A 16,649-nucleotide genomic window follows, 5' to 3' on the forward strand; every position below is an offset into this window, starting at 1 on the left:
TGCCCCCTGCCGCGCGCGGGCCTACTTCTCGGCCATCTCTATCACCACCGTCGTCTCCATCTCCTCCACGCACGCCGCCGCCCACGAGCGCGACAGCCCAAGCAGCACCCCGAGTCCCCCGGCCACGCGGAGGTGCCCCTGCGCCAGAAGCATAATCGCCCGTCCTCCCTGTGGATCGGCCCAGCCCACACCGCACCGGTCGCGAGGCCTAGAAAAAAAGGCTCTTCAGGCTTTCGTGTGGGTTGGATAGAGATCCAATCCTCCACAATGGAAGTAGATCGCGGTCTTGAAGTGCTCGACGTTGCGGAAGCCGCGGGCGGTCTTCTTGACCCACTGGATCGTGGCATTGACCGCTTCCAGCCCCGCGTTGGTGAGCCGATGCCTCAGATACGTCAACACATTCGGAAGATGGCGCCGGATCAGGTGGGCGACGGCGGCCATTGGGCGCAGCCGACTGTGCGTGGCGCGCCAGAACCAGCGGGCAAAGAAGTTCTGCGCGGCACCGGGGGAGGCATCGTCCCAGAACGGGCGGAAGCGCTCCTTGAGGGTCCAGGCCCGGGCCACCGTCCGCTCACTGCGCTGCAGCGTCCGGAAGGTGGCCTGCTGCTCGGCGGTCATGTCCTTGGGGCGCATGAGCCAGAGGTACTTGGTGCCGGTCAGGCGCGCATCCCCGTCCTGCTTGAGCGTCCGATGCTCGACCCGGCGCACGCGGTCCACGGCGTCATGGAGGTGCTTGGCGATATGGAACTTGTCGAAGACGCTCGTCGTCTCGGCCTCGGGGAGATGGGCGTGGGTGGACTGGACGTAGGGCTCCCACCTGTCCATCGCGATGGCCTCAATCCCCGCGCGCTGCTCGGGCGTCAGCGTCGCCCAGAAGCCATCGAGGCTCTCTTGCTTCCGGTCCTCCGCCAGATCGAGCACGCGGCTGCGGTCCAGATCGGCCACCACCGTCAGGTCGCGATGCCCCTTCGCGATGGCCTTCTCCTCGACACCGAGGTGCGCGACGACGTCCCGGGTGCGACGGCTGAGCCCCCGCGCGACGGCCCGCTCCTTGATCCCCCAGGCCTCATCCCAGGTGATGCGCAGCAGCCCGGCCGCACCTGTGACCGAGCACTCGCGGAGCAGGTCGATGGCCAGGCGTTCGAACCAGGCGGTGAATTGGCTCCCCGGCTCGGCCCAGGGCACCGCGATCTGCTTGACCCCATGGGTCGGACCGCTCACGCGGGGCAGGTCCGCCTGGATCCATGTGGTGAACTGGCATGTATCCAGATGCCGCCACCGCCGGCGCTTGCGATCATAGCCTGGGACCGGCGCCTGGCACTCAGGACAGGGATACGGCCCCGGTCCGGCCTCCACGGTGACGGTCACCTGCTGTCCCTTCACGTCCAGTTCCACGTTGGCCACGGTCCACGGGGCCTGCAGCCCCAGCACAGCTTGATAGAGTTCAACCTGAATCCGGCGCCAGGTAATGACAAGATCCTCTGCTGACGCGCATTCTCGGGCCGCTGGCGCCCCTTCGGGGGAGTTGAGCGAAAGCTATCATTGTGTTAGCTTTGGCTCAAATGCCGCGGGGGCCCCGGAAGCTCACGATCAGGTTCGGTGCCGCGTCGCTGACGCATTACGGCGGCGTCTACCTGCTGCATCGCTTCTTGTCCCGGATTGGCTTCAAGGACGCGATCGCCCGACATGTCCGAGTGGTCCAGCGGAACAACCGGTACAGCATGGGCGAGATGCTGCTCGCCCTGCTGTACCCCATGATCCTCGGGCTCGAACGGATCGAAACCACGCAGTTGCTGCGGCAGAATGGCGTATTCCAGTCTCTCACCGGCCTGCCGAGCTATCCAGAGGCGACCACGCTCCGCCGCTTCCTGCTGCGGGTGGCCCCGACGGCGCTCCCGAAGGTGCGCGCCCTGCACGACAGCTTTCTGCGCCGGATGACCGTTCGGCCGCGGCCCCCGACCCGGCTGATCTTGGACGTGGACTCCACCGTGCTGGTGGTCTATGGCCGTCAGGAGCAAGCTCGGATCGGCTACAACCCGGTCAAGCGGGGCCGGCCGTCGTATCACCCCTTGCTCTGCTTCGAGGGACAGACCAAAGATTTCTGGCACGGCGAGTTGCGGCCAGGGGATGCGCATACCGCCAGCGGGACGCTCGACCTCCTCGCGGCGTGCTTCGCGAAGATCCCGGCCGGGGTCCGGTTGACGATTGTCCGCGCGGACAAAGGGTTTTACGACCACAAGCTGATCGAGTGGCTGGAAGAACACAGGGCCCGATTTGTGATCGTGGCTCGCCTGACCGCCCCGATCAAGCGCAAACTGTCGGGTCTGCGGTACGTCAGTCCCAGTCGAGGCATCGAGGTGGCCGAGTTCCGCTACCAGCCTACCCGCTGGCCCCATCCCTGTCGGTTCGTCGTGATCCGTCGCCCGCAGGCCGAAGAGCCCACCGCCCAGCTGACACTCTTCAAGCTCGGCAAGTACCACTACCAGGTCCTCGTCACGAATCTCCCGTTGCGACCCCTCAACCTCTGGCGGTTCTACAACGATCGCGCCGGAGTCGAGTTGCTCATCAAACAGCTCAAGGGAGATTACGCGTTGGGCAGCATTCCCACCCGTCACTTCTTTGCCAACGAGACCTACTTCCATCTTCTTCTGCTAGCCTACAACCTCGTCAACTGGTTCAAGCGACTCTGCTTGCCTCTGGAATTCCAGAACGCCACCCTTCAGACCTTGCGTCAGCGGATCCTCTCCATGCCCGCCCAGTTGCGGCGCGCTCGCAATCGTCCCACCCTGACCTTACCGGCCAGCGGCTATCGAGAGGCCGCGTGGAAGTACGCCCTGCATCAGATCCAGCGACTTAGGCTGTGACGCCCGCGCTTTTCACGCCGGATTCAGGTTCAAAGTCGCGCATCGCTCGGGTCCTCCTTTCGAGGAACCGAGCATAGCGCAAGAGGGATCAGTGACCCACACAATTTCCTGAAGAGCCGAAAAAAAACGGCAATCTTGAAAGAGCAGGACCCCGACCGGCGGGTGTGATAGGATTGGGCCTCGGCGCCGGCTAGGCGTCCATGCACAGAGAGGATGGCCATGGAAATCGGATTCGTCGGCCTCGGCAAGATGGGCATGAACATGGTGACGCGCCTCCGGCGCGACCAGCACCGCGTCGTGGTGTATGACCGCAACCCCGCGCTGATCGCGCAGGCGGAGGCCCAGGGCTGCATCGGCGCCGCCTCGCTCGCTGATCTGGCGCAGAAGCTCAGCCCGCCCCGGGCGGTCTGGATCATGGTCCCCTCCGGTCCCCCGACCGAGGAGACGGTGCAGGCGGTCGCGGCGCTGCTCCAGCCGGGCGACACGGTTGTGGACGGCGGCAACACCCGCTACCACGACGACGTCCGTCGCGCCGCCGACCTCACGGCACGCGGACTTCACTACGTGGACGTGGGGACCAGCGGTGGCATCTGGGGCCTGACGGTCGGCTACTGCTTGATGGTCGGCGGGGAAGAACCAGCGGTGAAGCGGCTGGAGCCGATCTTCACGACGCTCGCCCCTGAGCGCGGCTGGGCGCACGTGGGCGGCACCGGCGCGGGGCACTACGTCAAGATGATCCACAACGGCATCGAGTACAGCATGATGCAGGGCTACGCCGAGGGCTTCGAGCTGATGGCGAAAAGCGAGTACAAGCTCGACCTCGCCCGCATCGCCGACCTCTGGATGCACGGGAGCGTCGTCCGCTCCTGGCTGCTCGAGCTCGCGGCCGGCGCCCTGGCGAAGGACCCGCGGCTCGAAGGCATCAAGGGCTACGTGCAGGACTCCGGAGAGGGACGCTGGATGATTCTCGACGCGATCGAGAAAGACGTCCCGGTTCCCACGTTGACCGCGGCGCTGTTCACCCGCTTCCGGTCCCGCCAGGAGGAATCGTTTGCCGAAAAGCTGCTGGCCGCGCTGCGTAACGCCTTCGGCGGCCATGCGGTCCGGCGCTGAGGACCAGGCGACCCGCGCCGATCACCGAGGAGCACCCGATGCCCAGTGAGCCCAACCGCGCCTTGCTCGCCCAGCCCTGCACGCTTGTCATCTTCGGCGGGTCGGGCGACCTCGCCAAGCGGAAACTGCTCCCGGCCCTCTACAACCTGCTGCTCGACGGGCTGCTCCCATCCAACTACGCGGTGCTTGGAACCGGCCGGAAGCCGCTTGGCGACCAGGGTTTCCGCGCCGGGGCGCGCGAGGGCATCGCGAAGTACTCCCGGCAGGCCGTGACGGACGGCTCGTGGGCCGAGTTCGAGCGGCGCCTCTTCTACGTCGTCGCCTCGATCGAGGCCCCCAAGGACTACGAGGGACTCAAGAGCAGGCTGGAGCAGATCGAGGCGGCTCTGCACCTTCCGGGCAACCGGATCTTCTACCTGGCCATCCCGCCGACCTCCATCGAAGCGGCCTGCGAGGGCCTGACCCGTGCCGGCTTGGTCGGGCCTCCGGCGGCGGCCCGGCCGTTCTGCCGGGTGATTGTCGAGAAGCCGATCGGGCACGACCTCCAGTCGGCCCAGGCCATCAACGAAACGCTCGGGCGGGTCTTCGACGAATCCCAAATCTTCCGCATTGACCACTATCTGGGCAAGGAGACGGTCCAGAACATCATGGTGCTGCGGTTCGCCAACAGCATCTTCGAGCCGCTCTGGAACAACAAGTACATCGACCACGTCCAGATCACGGTCAGCGAAGAGGAAGGCGTGGGCTCCCGGGCGACCTACTACGAGGGCACCGGCGCGTTGCGGGACATGGTCCAGAACCACTTGCTCCAGTTGCTGTGTCTCGTGGCGATGGAGCCGCCCTACTCCCTCCACCCGGACGTGGTCCGCAACGCGCGCATTGACGTCCTGCGCTGCCTCAGGCCGATCGTCGGCCCGGACGTGGAGCGATATACGGTGCGGGGCCAGTACGGCCCGGGCAAGATTCGCGGGATGGAGGTCCGGGGGTATCGGAGCGAGCCGGGCGTCCGGGCGGATTCGGTCACGGAGACCTACGTCGCCCTCAAGCTGTTCCTCGATAACTGGCGCTGGGCTGGCGTCCCGTTCTATCTGCGCACCGGCAAGGCGTTGCCGAAGCGCTCGACCGAGGTGGCTGTGCAGTTCAAGGATATCCCGAGGATCCTCTTCAACGCCGATCCCGCGGCGGCCCAGGCCCCCAATCTCCTCACGCTCCGGATCCAGCCCGAGGAGGGGATGTCCCTGCGGATCATCTCCAAAGTGCCCGGTTCCCGCGCGCGCACGCACCCGGTGGACATGAGCTTCAAGTACGGCGACGCCTTCGGCTCCCCTTCGCCCGAAGCCTACGAGCGGCTCCTCCTGGACGTGATGGCCGGGGACGCCTCGCTCTTCATGCGCCGCGACGCGGTGGAGGCTTCCTGGGCCTGGATCACGCCGATCCTGGAAGCCTGGCAAGAGGTGGGCCCGCGGACCCTCCTGGAATACCCGGCGGGTTCCTGGGGCCCGGCCGACGCGGACCGGTTCATCGCGAGCGACGGGCGCGCGTGGCGGATCCTCTGAACCCCGTGACGCGGGACGCGGGACGGGAACGCAGGACGGGAACGCAGGACGGGAACGCAGGACCGCAACTCCCCCGTCACCTGTCCCGCATCCCGTGCCCTGTGCTTCCCAGCGGGCGAAACACCTGGTGGTAGAGCAGGTCGGCGAACCGGCGATACCCGTCGGTCGTGAGGTGCAGCCCGTCGTTGGAATAGGCGCGGGCGAGCCGGCGCGTGCCGGGCTCAAGGGTCGCCTGGAACAGATCCACGCAGGCCAGCCCGCGGCCAGCGCAGAATTCCGCGATCATGCGGTTCAGGGCCTCGCGGGGTGCGATCAGCGCCTGTTCCCAGGCTCGCTCCGCCGGCGTGCCCGGCTCACCCCCGATTCGGATCGAAGGCACCGTGACCGCGATCGGTTGGGTCCCGGCCGCCAGCGCCTGCTCGTACATCGCGACGAGGTTCTGGAGAATGTCCCGGGGAGCCAGCCACCACCCCAGGTCGTTCGTCCCACCCAGGATGATCACAAAGGCCGGCTTGGCCGCCAGAGCGTCCGCGCCGAACCGGGCAGCCATGTCGGCCGTGACCTCGCCGCAGACGCCGCTGACCGCCACCCGGGCCGCGCCGGCCAGTCGCTCCCGAAGAAAGACCCCGTAGGGGGTCTCTCTCACGGAAGGGCAGTCCAGAGTCGGAGCCTGGTACCCCGCGGTCAGGCTGTCGCCGAAGCAGACGATGAGCGGAACGGACTCGTCGGACTTCACCGGCTCTTCTCGGGCAGGGCGGCCGCGCGCCCGGGGGCGCCGCGCCCGCCCTCGCCGACAGGGCCGCCATTGTAGCCGCGAGCGCGCGGAATTGACAAACGCCTCGTGGACGGCAAGAATGGGCCCACCTTCAACGCCGGAAGAGGCCCCCATGGCCATTGCGACCAGTTGGGAGCAGCACCACCACATCATCAAGCCCATCCCGATCCTGCAGTGGCTGGTCGTACTCGTCCTCTCCGCCCACATCCTCTTGGGAAACCAGGACGCCCTCTCCACGTTCCAGGCGATCCGCTTCGTCAGCCTTATGCTGGTCAGTAACATCGTGTGCCTGTACATCCTGCCGAACCTCATCAACATGACCGCCGTGGCGACGATCCTGGTCCTCCTAGACACGCTGCTGGTCCCGGCCACGCTCTACGCGACGGGCACGACGGGAACGGACCTGTTCGTCGTCTACTTCGGCATCATCATGATTGCCGGTGCGGCGGGCAGCCTACCCCGCGCCTTGCTCCTGGCGACGGTGACCTGCGTGGCCTACGGCGCTTTCGCCCTGCTCTACGAGCCGGGCACCACCCCGCTCGGCTCGGTCCTGCTCCGGATGCCCTTCTTCCTTGTCGTCACCCTGTTCTACGGACTCATGGGCGAATTCGCGGAGCGGGAACGGAAGGACAAGGAGCGCCTCGCCTATGCGGCGACGCACGACGAGCTAACCGGCATGCCCAACCGGCGACACATCCAGGAAGCGCTGACCCGGGCGCTCGAAGAGGCCAAGCGGTTCGAGTCGCCTCTCTCCTGCGCCATGATGGACATCGACGGGTTCAAGCGGATCAACGACACCTACGGCCACGACGCGGGCGACCAGATTCTGCGGGAGTACGCATCCGTTCTGATCGAGCAGCGGCGGGGCTACGACCTGGTTGGGCGCGTCGGCGGCGACGAATACGTCTGGCTTCTTCCCCGCGTGGACACCGAGGGCGCGATCGCAGCCGGGGAGCGGCTCCGGAAGGCCGTAGAGCGGACCCTGTTCCGGAACGGGGACCGGACCATCCCGCTCACCACCAGCATCGGAATGACCACGTACGAGCCGGGCAAGAGCAGCCACCCATCGCCGGCCACCATGCTCAAGGTGGCGGACCTGGCCCTCTATACCGCCAAGCGCAAGGGCCGGAACCAGGTCTGCCACATGCCGTTGCTGGATCAGGCGTCCGACTGGGAACCGCAGCTCCAGCCCTGAAAGGCGCGACCACGCACTCCGCGTAACGGCGCCGGCCTGCGGCCGCCGCGCCCCGATCTTGACAGGGCTCCAGGCGCAGGGCTATTCTCCCGCCCTTGGACGAAGCCCAGACGGACCGCAGTCGAGACCGCTGGAACCCAGAAAGGAGCGGACCTGTATGCAACGCGCTCGCGGGACGGCAACCGGAACACTCCTGATCGCCGTGCTGACACTCTCGATCCTGGTCGGCCTCTCCCGTGTCGCCGCAGCCGCCGAGACGTTCAAGATGGCGGTCGTGGACCCCCAGGCCGTGCTGGAGAAATCGAAGGCCGGCAAGCGCGCCCTCGACGGCCTCCGCGAATACGCCGCCACCCGCCAGAAGCTCCTCGCCAGCGACGAGGAGGAGCTCAAGAGCCTCCAGAAGCAGCTCAAGGACCAGGAGGCCACCTTGAGCGAGAACCAGAAGCGGGAGAAGGAGGAGCAGTTCAGAGGCAAAGTTCAGGCCTACCAGCGTCGGGTTCAAGAATTCAACCAGGAGCTGGCCGCCAAGCAGAAGGAGTTGGTGGATGAGTACATGCAGAAAATCGCCGCTGCCACCAAGTCGGTGGCGGAGCGGGCCGGGTTTTCGCTGGTCGTGGATAAGGGGAGCGAGAACTCGATCAAGATCGTCATTTACAACCGGGAGGCCCTCGACATCACTGATCAGGTCATCAAAGAATTCGACCGGGTGAACAAGTAACCGAAGCCCGCTACCCCACTCCCACGTCGCGCCGGATCCGCTCGACCAGGCGCTCGAAGGCGGGCGCGTCTCCGCCGATCGAGCGCGCGACCAGCTCGACCTGATTGGGCCCCGCGACCCCCAGTCCCAGCTCGATCGCCCGCACGAGTTGCCGTTGCTCCCACACCCCTCGCTCCAGGACCCTGGGCCACTCGCCGTAGGTGCGGAGCAACGCCACCGCCACCGCGTCCAGCGCCACCCGGTCACCGCTGAGCAGCAGCAGGTCGGCCCGAGCCGAGGTGCCGCTAGTCGGCCCGCCGGCGATCATCACGGTGGTGGCGTCCGCGATCGTGAGCGCCGGGTGGACCGCGAGGTTCAGCTCGGCGATGCGCTCGTGCCAGTCCCCCGAGAGGAAGCTCAAGGACGGACGGTAGCGCGGATGCGTGACTCCCACCAGGTTCTTGAGGCCGCAGGAATAGTGGGCGAACCGGTGGGTCTTCACCACCGGCAGGTTGATGAAGACCTCCGCCTCATACACCGGCTTCGAGACGTAATAGCGCGTGAGGGTCGCAGCCGCGGCGGGCTCGACGCGCACCCACGGTTCGTCCTCCAACGCGAGCAGGCGCGCGCCGGCGGACTCGGCGACGCGACGCATCCCCGTCGCCTCCAGATTCTTGGTGGTCGGAAACCGGATCATCCCGGAGCTGTCGGCGATGACGACCTCGGCAGCCCCGGCGCCGCGCGCGAGCCGGGCGACCGCGGCGACGACTTCCGGCGCCGTTGTGCTGGGCGGCCGGCGGTCGTTGACGACGTTCGGCTTCAAGAGCACGCGTTTTCCCGTGAGCCCGAGCCGGTCGAGCCCGCCGAGCAAGGCTACCCCCTCGCTCAGCATCGCGGCCGGGTCGGTCCCGTGCACCAGGGCGACCAGCGCCCGGCCGTCGCGCGTGAAGGGATTGGGCGGGACCGGCTTGGCGGGCACCAGGGGCCCATCCGGCTCGAAGAGGAGAGCGCGCCAGAGGGAGCGCGGCGCGAAGGCCAGCGCCGGCAGGAACGCGAGCCCGAACCAGAGCCGGGCCAGCAGCTCGCGGCGCGTCAATGCGAAAAACCCGCCATGCGTCATCGGTCACTCGTCACTGGAAAAGGTCCCTTTCACGCATGACCAATGACCATTGACCACTCCTCAGCCTTGCTTCAATGGATAGCCGGCTTCACGCCAGGCCCGGATGCCCCCAGCCAGGCTGACCACGTTCGTATAGCCCATCTGCCGCAGGCTGTCGGCCGCCAGCGCGGACCGAAAGCCTCCGCCGCAATAGAGCACGATCGCGGCTCGCTTGTCCGGGATCACGGTCTCGATATCCCGCTCCAGGATGCCCCGCGCGAGGTGCAGGGCCCCCGGGACCCGGTCCGTGGCGTACTCGTGGTCCTCCCGGACGTCGATCAGGTGGAACGAATCCCCGCGTCAAGCTTCGCCTTGACCTCGGCGATCGTGCATTCCTTGATCCGCCGCCGCGCCTGCTCGACAAGGGCGAGAAAGCCGGGATTGTGCTTCATTGGTCTCCCGAGAACAGCGCCAGTTGCTCGGCGCCCGGTCTGCGGAAGGTCTTCGGGATCGGCTCTGGGGCGCCGTCTGGAAAGCCCGCCTTCCGGCGCGCCACCTCGAACAGCCGCTCGATCATCTCCCAGTAGGTCCCGTGCCCATGGTGCCGTGTAAAGAAACGGCTGTCCGACAGTCGGCCGCCCCGCACCTCGCGGAGCCGGTGCGTGATCTTTGCGATCCGGTCGGGGAAGGCCGCCGCCATCCGCTCGATGAAGACCGGCTCGACGTTCCCGGGTAGCCGGAGCAGGATACACGTCGCGGCCTGCGCCCCCGCCTCGCGGGCGCGGGTCAGCAACTCGGGCAAATCCTCCTCGTTCAAGCCCGGAATCACGGGCGCGATCGAGATGCCAGTCCGCACACCGGCCTCCGAGAGGAGCTTCATCGCCTCAAAGCGCTTCGTGATCGCGGGCGCCTGCGGCTCCACCTTCCGGGCAGTCTCGTTGTCCGCGAACGGGATGCTGAAGAAGACCCGCACCCAGGCTTCCCGGTCAAGTCGCAGGAGCAGGTCCAGGTCCCGGACGACGAGCGCGGCCTTGGTGATGATCCCGACCGGGTTCCGGAATTCCGCGCAGACCTCCAGGCAAGCTCGCGTGAGCCCGTAGCTCGCCTCCAGCGGCTGGTAACAGTCAGTGTTGCCGGAGAAGACGATCAGCTCGCCCGTCCAGGAGCGCCGCAGGAAGGCGGCGCGCAGGAGGGCCGGCGCGTCGCGCTTCACGACGATCTTCGACTCGAAATCCGTGCCGGCGCCGAAGCCCCAGTACTCGTGCGTGGGCCTCGCGTAGCAATAGGCGCAGGCGTGGAAGCAGCCGCGGTAGGGATTGATGCTCCACCGGAACGGCAGATCGGGGCTGTCGTTTCGACTCAGTATTTCTTTTGTGGTATCGTCATACACCTGGAGCGTGACGCGGCCCGGCGGCTCCAGCCGCTCGCGCTGCAGGGACTCGAACGGATTGGGCGGGTTGGACACCAGCCGCATGGCCCTATGGTCCTCTCCGCTGACGGCCCTGTCAAGATCGCCCGGCGGGCGCGTCGAGCATTGACTGGCCGCGGACCCGGTGTTAGAGTGCGGCGCGGTCCGACCCGGGCCGTTGCCACGAGGCCGCCATGTATGAGCTTCGCGCTCTCCGAGAGGACCTGGACGGGATCAGGCAGCGCCTCGGCCCCCGCGGGGCCGACGTGCCCTGGGAAGACCTGCGCAAGCTGATCGAGGAGCGGCGCGGGCTCACGGCGACCGTCGAGGAGCACCGGCACCGGCTCAAGCAGGGTTCCGATGAGGTCGGCCGGCTCAAGCGGGAACGGCAGCCCGAGGCCGCCATTGCGGTCAAGGCGGCCGAGATGAAGGCCCTCGGGGACCGGATCCGGGACCTGGAGGAGAACCTACGCGCGGTCGAGGAGCGGTTGACCGAGCTGGCGCTCCGCATCCCGAACCTCCCGCACGCCACCGTGCCGGTCGGCCAGAATGCGGCCGACAACCAGGAGATCCGCCGGTGGGGCTCCCTCCCCGCTTTCGCCTTCGCGCCCAAGCCGCACTGGGAGCTGGGCGAGGCGCTGGGCATCCTGGACTTCGAGCGCGCCGCCAAGATCGCCGGCGCCCGGTTCGCCATCCTCACTGGTACGGGCGCCCAGCTCGAGCGGGCGCTCATCAACTACATGCTGGACCTGCACACCGCCCGGCACGGCTACCGCGAGGTGCTGCCGCCGGCGCTCGTGAACCGGACGGCCATGACCGGCACAGGCCAGCTCCCGAAATTCGAAGAGGACCTCTTCCGGCTGGCGCACGACGACTACTTCCTGATTCCCACCGCAGAAGTCCCCTTGACCAACCTGCACCGCGAGGAGATCCTCCCCGCGGAGCGATTGCCGCTCCGCTATACCGCCTACACACCCTGCTTCCGGCGGGAGGCGGGCTCCTACGGCAAGGACACGCGCGGGCTCATCCGCCTGCATCAGTTCAACAAGGTCGAGCTGGTCGCCTTCGCCCGGCCGGAAGAATCCTACGCGGAGCTGGAGCGGCTCACCGCCGCCGCGGAGGCCGTGCTCCAGGGCCTGAACCTTCACTACCGCGTCGTCACGCTCTGCACGGGCGACCTGGGCTTCGGCGCGGCCAAGACCTACGACCTGGAGGTCTGGTTGCCGGGGCAGCAGGCCTATCGCGAGATTTCCTCCTGCAGCAACTTCGAGGCCTTCCAGGCACGTCGGGCAAACATCCGGTACCGGCCCCGCGCGGGCAAGGCAGGCAAGACCGAGTTCGTTCACACCCTCAACGGCTCTGGCTTGGCCGTCGGGCGGACGCTGGTGGCCGTGCTGGAGCAGTACCAGCAGGCCGACGGGTCGGTGGTGATCCCGGAGGTCCTGCGGCCCTATCTGGGTGGGCGCGAGCGCCTCGTGCCGGAATCCTGAGAGGAGACGGTCATGTTTGAGGTCGCGTTCCTGGCTACGGCCCTGTGGGTCTGTCCCGGCGAGGTCTACACGAACGAGCCCCGAGCGGGATGCAAGCCGTTTCAGCCATCCAACAAAGAAGCCGTGAGCACCGTCCCCGAGCCCGGAGCGGAACCGGCTCCCACGGAGCCGGCCCGCTCGGACCGCGTCCCGGCCGAAGCGCCGCCGCCTCGCCGTCCGAGCGCACCGTCGGAGCTCTGCGCGCTCTACAAGGAGTACCTCGCGCTGGAATTGAAGACGCAGGGCGGCTTCGTCACCGAATCCACCGACGAGGTCGAACGCTGGCAGACCCTCAAGCGGATGTTCCAGAACAGCCCGGCTCCAGCTTGCCCCTAACCCCGGGCCCCGCGCGCCGCCACTCATTCCACGAGCCAATGCCGGAGAGCGTAGCTCACTAGATCGGCCGTCGTCTTCAGGTTGAGCTTCTTGAGCACCCGCACCCGGTAGGTGCTGACCGTCGTGACGCTCAGGGTCAGGACCTCGGCGATCTGCCCGACGGTCTTCCCCGTCGCGAGCATGCAGAGCACCTGATATTCCCGGTCGGACAGCCTCGCGTGGAGGGGAGTCTCGGGCCCCCGGCCCATCGCCTCCACGATGTGCTCGGCGAGGGCGGCGCTGACGTAGCGGCTACCCGTGTGCACTTTCCGGATCGCCTCGATGAGCTTCTCCGGGGCGTCGGCCTTGCTCAGGTAGCCGGCGGCGCCCGCGCGCAGGACCCGGAGGGCGAAATGCTCCTCGGTGTAGAGGCTGAGGACCAGCACAGGCAGCGCAGGATGGAGCCGCTTGAGATCCTGCAGCACGTCGAGCCCGCTGCGGTCAGGCATGTTCATATCGAGCACGACGACGTCGTAGACCTCGGAATGCACCGCGTCGAGTACCTCCCGCGCGGAGGCCGCCTCTCCCGCAACCGCGAGATCCGGCGTCGTGGCCAGCACCTGCTTCAGTCCCGCCCGGACGACGGGGTGATCGTCGGCGATCAGCACCCTGATCATGTCTCCGCTACCAACCTTCCCGGGAGTCAGTTCCAGCGCTCAGGCGGAGGTCTGCCGAGCCGGCTCGTCGGCTTCGCCCATGGGAATCCGGACCGCGACGGTGGTGCCCCCACCCGGCGCACCTGTGATGGCGAAGGTGCCCCCCGCCAGCTCCGCCCGCTCGCGCATGCCGAGAAGCCCGAGCGACCGGACGTCGGCGATCTCGCTCTCGCCGATCCCCACGCCGTTGTCGCGGACCTCCAACAGGATTGCGTCCTCCTCGCGCGCGAGCCGCACCGTCACGGCGGTGGCGCGCGCGTGCCGGAGCACGTTGGTCAGGGATTCCTGCAGGATTCGGAACAGCGCCGTTGCCCGCTCACGGTCCACCGGCGCATGGCTCAGATCTGAGAGGAACCGGGTCTCGATGCCGGTGCGGGTTTGGAACTCCCGCGCCTGCCATTCCATAGCGGCCGGCAGGCCCATCTCGTCCAGCAGCGGAGGCCTCAGCTCGGCGGCGATCGCCTGGACGGTCTGGATCGTCCGTTCCACCAGGCTTCCCAGCGCATCCAGCTTGGCCGCCAGCTCGGCCGTTTGCTCGGCAATCGGCTTGAACTGCCCTGGCGTGGCCAGACGGCTCCGGACCCACCAGAGGCCCAGCTTGATCCCCGTCAGGGCCTGTCCCAGCTCGTCGTGAATCTCGCGCGCGATCCGCGCCCGGTCCCGCTCGCGCACGGTCTCCAGGTGCGCGGATAGGGCGCGGATCTGCTCGTACGACTGTCTCAAGTGCTCTTTGCTCTCGCGCAGCGCGAGCTGGGCGCGCACGCGCTCGGTGATGTCCCAGCAGTTGACGATCACGCCCTGGACCACGGGATCGTGCAGCAGGTTCTTCCCGGTACCCTCGAGGGTGCGCCAGGACCCGTCGCGATGCCGGATCCGAAACTCCTGAGTGGCCGTGTGGCCCGGGATCCGAACGCCACCCGCGAAGACCTCCGTGACTGCCGGCTGATCGTCCGGATGCAGGAGGTCCCGGGCCTTGCGGCCGATCAGTTCCATCGGCGTGTAGCCGAGCACCCGCTCGACGGAGGGACTGGCGAACAGCACCGATCCGTCGTGATCCAGGAGCACGATGAGGTCGGACGCGTTCTCGATCAATGCCCGGAAGCGCCGCTCACGCCGCTGGCGCTCCTCTTCCAGGCGTCTCCGCGCCCCCATGTCATGAGCCATCGCCACATATGCGGGCCGTCCCTCGAAGGTCACGGGGGCCCACTCCACCTCGACGGCGAGCGCCGCCTCCGCTCCCATCTCATCAAGCCGCTCGACTGCGCGGGGGCTGCGGGGAGCCGCCCGCACCTGTCGTGCCACCAGGGCCATGACGTAGTCGTGGAGGGACACGCTATCCGGGCGGCGCGCAGGGCCCTCCCCCGTGACAGCGGCAGCCCGGCCCCGTGGCACCCCGTACCGCCGCGCCGCCGCCTCATTGACGGCGACAATGGAAAAGTCGTCCGCATCTAGGATCCACATCGGATAGGGGCTACGCTCGAACAACTGGCGGTATTGCTCTTTGGCTTGCTCGAGCGCCCCTTCGATCTGCTTCTGCTGCGTCAGGTCAATGGCCAGCCCGCCCAGCAACTGGCGGCCCATGGCGTCCCGCACCGGGAACTTGAAGACCCACCAGACCTCCGTTCCGCCGTCCTGCCCGGGCAGTCGTGCGAACATCTCCGTGGACGTATCGGTCTCGAGAACCCGCTGGTCGTGCTCACGGAGCTGCCGGGCGGTCTCGGGCGGAAACAGATCGAAGTCCGTCTTTCCCAACCACTCCGCCCGGGGCCTCGTGAACCGTCGTTCCATCGGCCGATTGACGTACCGATAGCTGCCGGAGGCGTCCTTCAGGAACGCCAGCACCGGACTGTTGTCCAGGAAGGTCTCGAACCAGGCAGCTCGCGCGCGCGGTGCCACGCGGTCCCGCCAAACCCACATCACCGTCGCCCAGACCGCCACGAGCATCGTCCCGCTGCCGAGCAGGAAGGACGCGCTCCCGTCCGTGCGGAGCTTGAACAGGGCTGCAAGAGCGATCAGGCCACTCGAGAGCGCCGCGAGCCGGAGGAGATCCGTGGGAACTGGGGACCGACAGGAGGCCCAGACCGCGAACAGGTAGATGACTGCCGGAACCGCCGAGAAGGGAAGCCAAAGGTCGAGTACGAACGCTGCTCCGGCCGCGCTCACCAGCCCAGCCAACAGGATCGCGCGGGCTCGCGCCTGCCCCTCCCACACGATCGGGGCCTTGTGCCCAGGGTCACGCGATGAGGTCACCTCTCGTGCCACAGCCTGGACTGCTCATCCGTTGCTGCCGCGCAATACAAGGGCGATCCCGAGCCGGAGCGCCGCCACTGCCGAAATGGCCCATGGCCGGCCCCTAGCATCCGCCTAAGCACCGACAAGCGCGACCGACCGCCTGTCGGCGCCGGTCGGGCGAAAGCGGCAGGAAGAAACCGGCAGATTTTACCAAGTCGCCCGCGCGAAGCCTAGCGAATACCGATGCCTTTCGCATAAATTTTCAACGCGTTCCGTTGTCGTTGCCAGTACGACAGCGTGACATGGTCTGGGAGGACAGGCCACAGGAGCGCGCTGGTGGTGGACCCAAGCTAGCCTCGACAGCCTAAGAGATAGTTAGACTTACGAATTCGATCCCGTTTGGCCGGCAGCCTGGCTGAAGCGCCCATGAACGGGGCGGCTGGATTAATCCGAGAAAACCCTCTATCATCCAGGAAGCCGACCCGGTTCCCCGGGCGGCCCGTTCACCAGCAGATCGAGCCTGCTGCTGCGGAGGGGTGGCTGAGTGGCCGAAAGCGCTGGTCTTGAAAACCAGAGTCGGGGCGACTCGACCGTGGGTTCGAATCCCACCCCCTCCGCTCCTCGCCAGCGTGGCTGGCCGCTTCAAATTGCTGCGGCCAGGCAGTACCGTCGCGGCTTCTCCGCCTGTAGCTTCGGGGGTAGGATTCGTTTCCCATCCTAACGGCACGATGGTATCGCGCCTGTGCCCCCTCCGCTCCTCGCTCGCGCGGCTGGCCTATGCAACACTGTTGCCGGCTGGGAGGTGCCTCAGCGGTTTTCCTTGGTTCTTGATTCAACTTGCCCCGCCACATCGCTATACTCCTCCCCTTGTGCCGTGGTATAAAGAACGCCTCTAAAAAGGAGCGCCTAGCGCGAACCAGGATCGCGACCAGTTTCGCCGACAGCGGGATAGAAGACACGGAGAGGTGGCCGAGTGGCCGAAGGCAACGGTTTGCTAAACCGTCACAGGGCCTAAAAGCTCTGTCGCGGGTTCAAATCCCGCCCTCTCCGCCACACCAAGCTTGCTCGGCGGGCCGCGTCGGGTCTGGGCGGTCAGTGTGTACTTTCGCGGCCGTGTCCCCTCTTCCGCGACCGAGAAGACTGCCCCTTG

The 16,649-nt window shown here is 67.2% G+C and carries 14 protein-coding genes, 2 tRNA genes and 1 pseudogene; 9 read left to right on the top strand and 8 right to left on the bottom strand.

The genetic code is table 11. The features are described from left to right. Positions 1 to 21: 21 nt before the first annotated feature. Both ACWHYQ_RS12970 and ACWHYQ_RS12975 read right to left on the bottom strand, forming a co-directional pair. Positions 22 to 153 carry a hypothetical protein gene (locus tag ACWHYQ_RS12970; RefSeq protein ID WP_447972542.1) on the bottom strand — a complete coding sequence of 44 codons (132 nt, stop codon included), beginning with the start codon at positions 151 to 153 and terminating at the stop codon, positions 22 to 24. A gap of 72 nt (positions 154 to 225) precedes the next feature. Further along, on the bottom strand, positions 226 to 1,404 hold the full coding sequence (locus ACWHYQ_RS12975) for an ISL3 family transposase (protein WP_447972543.1): 1,179 nt from the start codon (positions 1,402 to 1,404) through the stop codon (positions 226 to 228). A 158-nt stretch (positions 1,405 to 1,562) separates the two neighbouring features. Between ACWHYQ_RS12975 and ACWHYQ_RS12980 the strand changes: the two genes are divergently transcribed. From ACWHYQ_RS12980 to zwf, 3 genes are all read left to right on the top strand, one after another. Further along, positions 1,563 to 2,864, top strand: a complete 1,302-nt coding sequence (locus tag ACWHYQ_RS12980) for an IS1380 family transposase (protein WP_447972544.1) — start codon at positions 1,563 to 1,565, stop codon at positions 2,862 to 2,864. A gap of 219 nt (positions 2,865 to 3,083) precedes the next feature. Then, positions 3,084 to 3,977, top strand: a complete 894-nt coding sequence (gnd, locus tag ACWHYQ_RS12985) for a phosphogluconate dehydrogenase (NAD(+)-dependent, decarboxylating) (protein ID WP_447972545.1) — start codon at positions 3,084 to 3,086, stop codon at positions 3,975 to 3,977. Between the two features lie 38 nt (positions 3,978 to 4,015). Then, positions 4,016 to 5,533: a glucose-6-phosphate dehydrogenase gene (zwf, locus tag ACWHYQ_RS12990; protein WP_447972546.1), complete on the top strand. Its 1,518-nt coding sequence runs from the start codon at positions 4,016 to 4,018 to the stop codon at positions 5,531 to 5,533. 76 nt (positions 5,534 to 5,609) lie between these two features. On the opposite strand, the gene ACWHYQ_RS12995 is transcribed toward zwf, so the two are convergent. Beyond that, entirely contained in the window at positions 5,610 to 6,269 is a 660-nt protein-coding gene (locus tag ACWHYQ_RS12995) for an SGNH/GDSL hydrolase family protein (protein WP_447972547.1), read from the bottom strand. Positions 6,270 to 6,420: 151 nt separating this feature from the next. On the opposite strand from ACWHYQ_RS12995, the gene ACWHYQ_RS13000 reads away from it, so the two are divergent. Both ACWHYQ_RS13000 and ACWHYQ_RS13005 read left to right on the top strand, forming a co-directional pair. After that, entirely contained in the window at positions 6,421 to 7,503 is a 1,083-nt protein-coding gene (locus tag ACWHYQ_RS13000) for a GGDEF domain-containing protein (protein ID WP_447972548.1), read from the top strand. 157 nt (positions 7,504 to 7,660) lie between these two features. Further along, complete coding sequence (locus ACWHYQ_RS13005) at positions 7,661 to 8,221, top strand: OmpH family outer membrane protein (protein WP_447972549.1); 561 nt, start codon at positions 7,661 to 7,663, stop codon at positions 8,219 to 8,221. Between the two features lie 10 nt (positions 8,222 to 8,231). Here ACWHYQ_RS13005 and ACWHYQ_RS13010 read toward each other — a convergent pair whose 3' ends face one another. The 3 genes and pseudogenes from ACWHYQ_RS13010 to ACWHYQ_RS13020 form a co-directional block, all read right to left on the bottom strand. After that, a complete protein-coding gene (locus ACWHYQ_RS13010) occupies positions 8,232 to 9,320 on the bottom strand; it encodes a DUF362 domain-containing protein (RefSeq protein WP_447972550.1) in 1,089 nt (362 codons plus the stop codon). Between the two features lie 60 nt (positions 9,321 to 9,380). Beyond that, positions 9,381 to 9,751 (bottom strand): annotated as a pseudogene (locus ACWHYQ_RS13015) (rhodanese-like domain-containing protein). After that, on the bottom strand, positions 9,748 to 10,773 hold the full coding sequence (locus tag ACWHYQ_RS13020) for a PA0069 family radical SAM protein (RefSeq protein WP_447972551.1): 1,026 nt from the start codon (positions 10,771 to 10,773) through the stop codon (positions 9,748 to 9,750). Before ACWHYQ_RS13020 ends, ACWHYQ_RS13015 begins: the two are co-directional and overlap by 4 nt. A 128-nt stretch (positions 10,774 to 10,901) precedes the next feature. Here ACWHYQ_RS13020 and serS point away from each other — a divergent pair, with 128 nt between their 5' ends. Together serS and ACWHYQ_RS13030 are read left to right on the top strand one after the other, a co-directional pair. After that, entirely contained in the window at positions 10,902 to 12,197 is a 1,296-nt protein-coding gene (gene serS, locus ACWHYQ_RS13025) for a serine--tRNA ligase (protein ID WP_447972552.1), read from the top strand. Positions 12,198 to 12,209: 12 nt separating this feature from the next. After that, a complete protein-coding gene (locus tag ACWHYQ_RS13030) occupies positions 12,210 to 12,572 on the top strand; it encodes a hypothetical protein (RefSeq protein ID WP_447972553.1) in 363 nt (120 codons plus the stop codon). A 23-nt stretch (positions 12,573 to 12,595) separates the two neighbouring features. Here the strand turns inward: ACWHYQ_RS13030 and ACWHYQ_RS13035 are convergent, their stop codons facing one another. Together ACWHYQ_RS13035 and ACWHYQ_RS13040 are read right to left on the bottom strand one after the other, a co-directional pair. Next, positions 12,596 to 13,228, bottom strand: a complete 633-nt coding sequence (locus ACWHYQ_RS13035; RefSeq protein ID WP_447972554.1) for a response regulator — start codon at positions 13,226 to 13,228, stop codon at positions 12,596 to 12,598. Between the two features lie 39 nt (positions 13,229 to 13,267). Continuing rightward, a complete protein-coding gene (locus ACWHYQ_RS13040; protein ID WP_447972555.1) occupies positions 13,268 to 15,478 on the bottom strand; it encodes a PAS domain S-box protein in 2,211 nt (736 codons plus the stop codon). A gap of 551 nt (positions 15,479 to 16,029) precedes the next feature. Between ACWHYQ_RS13040 and ACWHYQ_RS13045 the strand changes: the two genes are divergently transcribed. Then, a tRNA-Ser gene (locus ACWHYQ_RS13045) sits at positions 16,030 to 16,116 on the top strand. Between the two features lie 342 nt (positions 16,117 to 16,458). Then, positions 16,459 to 16,552: transfer RNA gene (locus ACWHYQ_RS13050), tRNA-Ser, on the top strand. The last annotated feature ends 97 nt before the right edge of the window (positions 16,553 to 16,649 follow it).

It is taken from the genome of Nitrospira sp. Kam-Ns4a, from assembly GCF_965152595.1.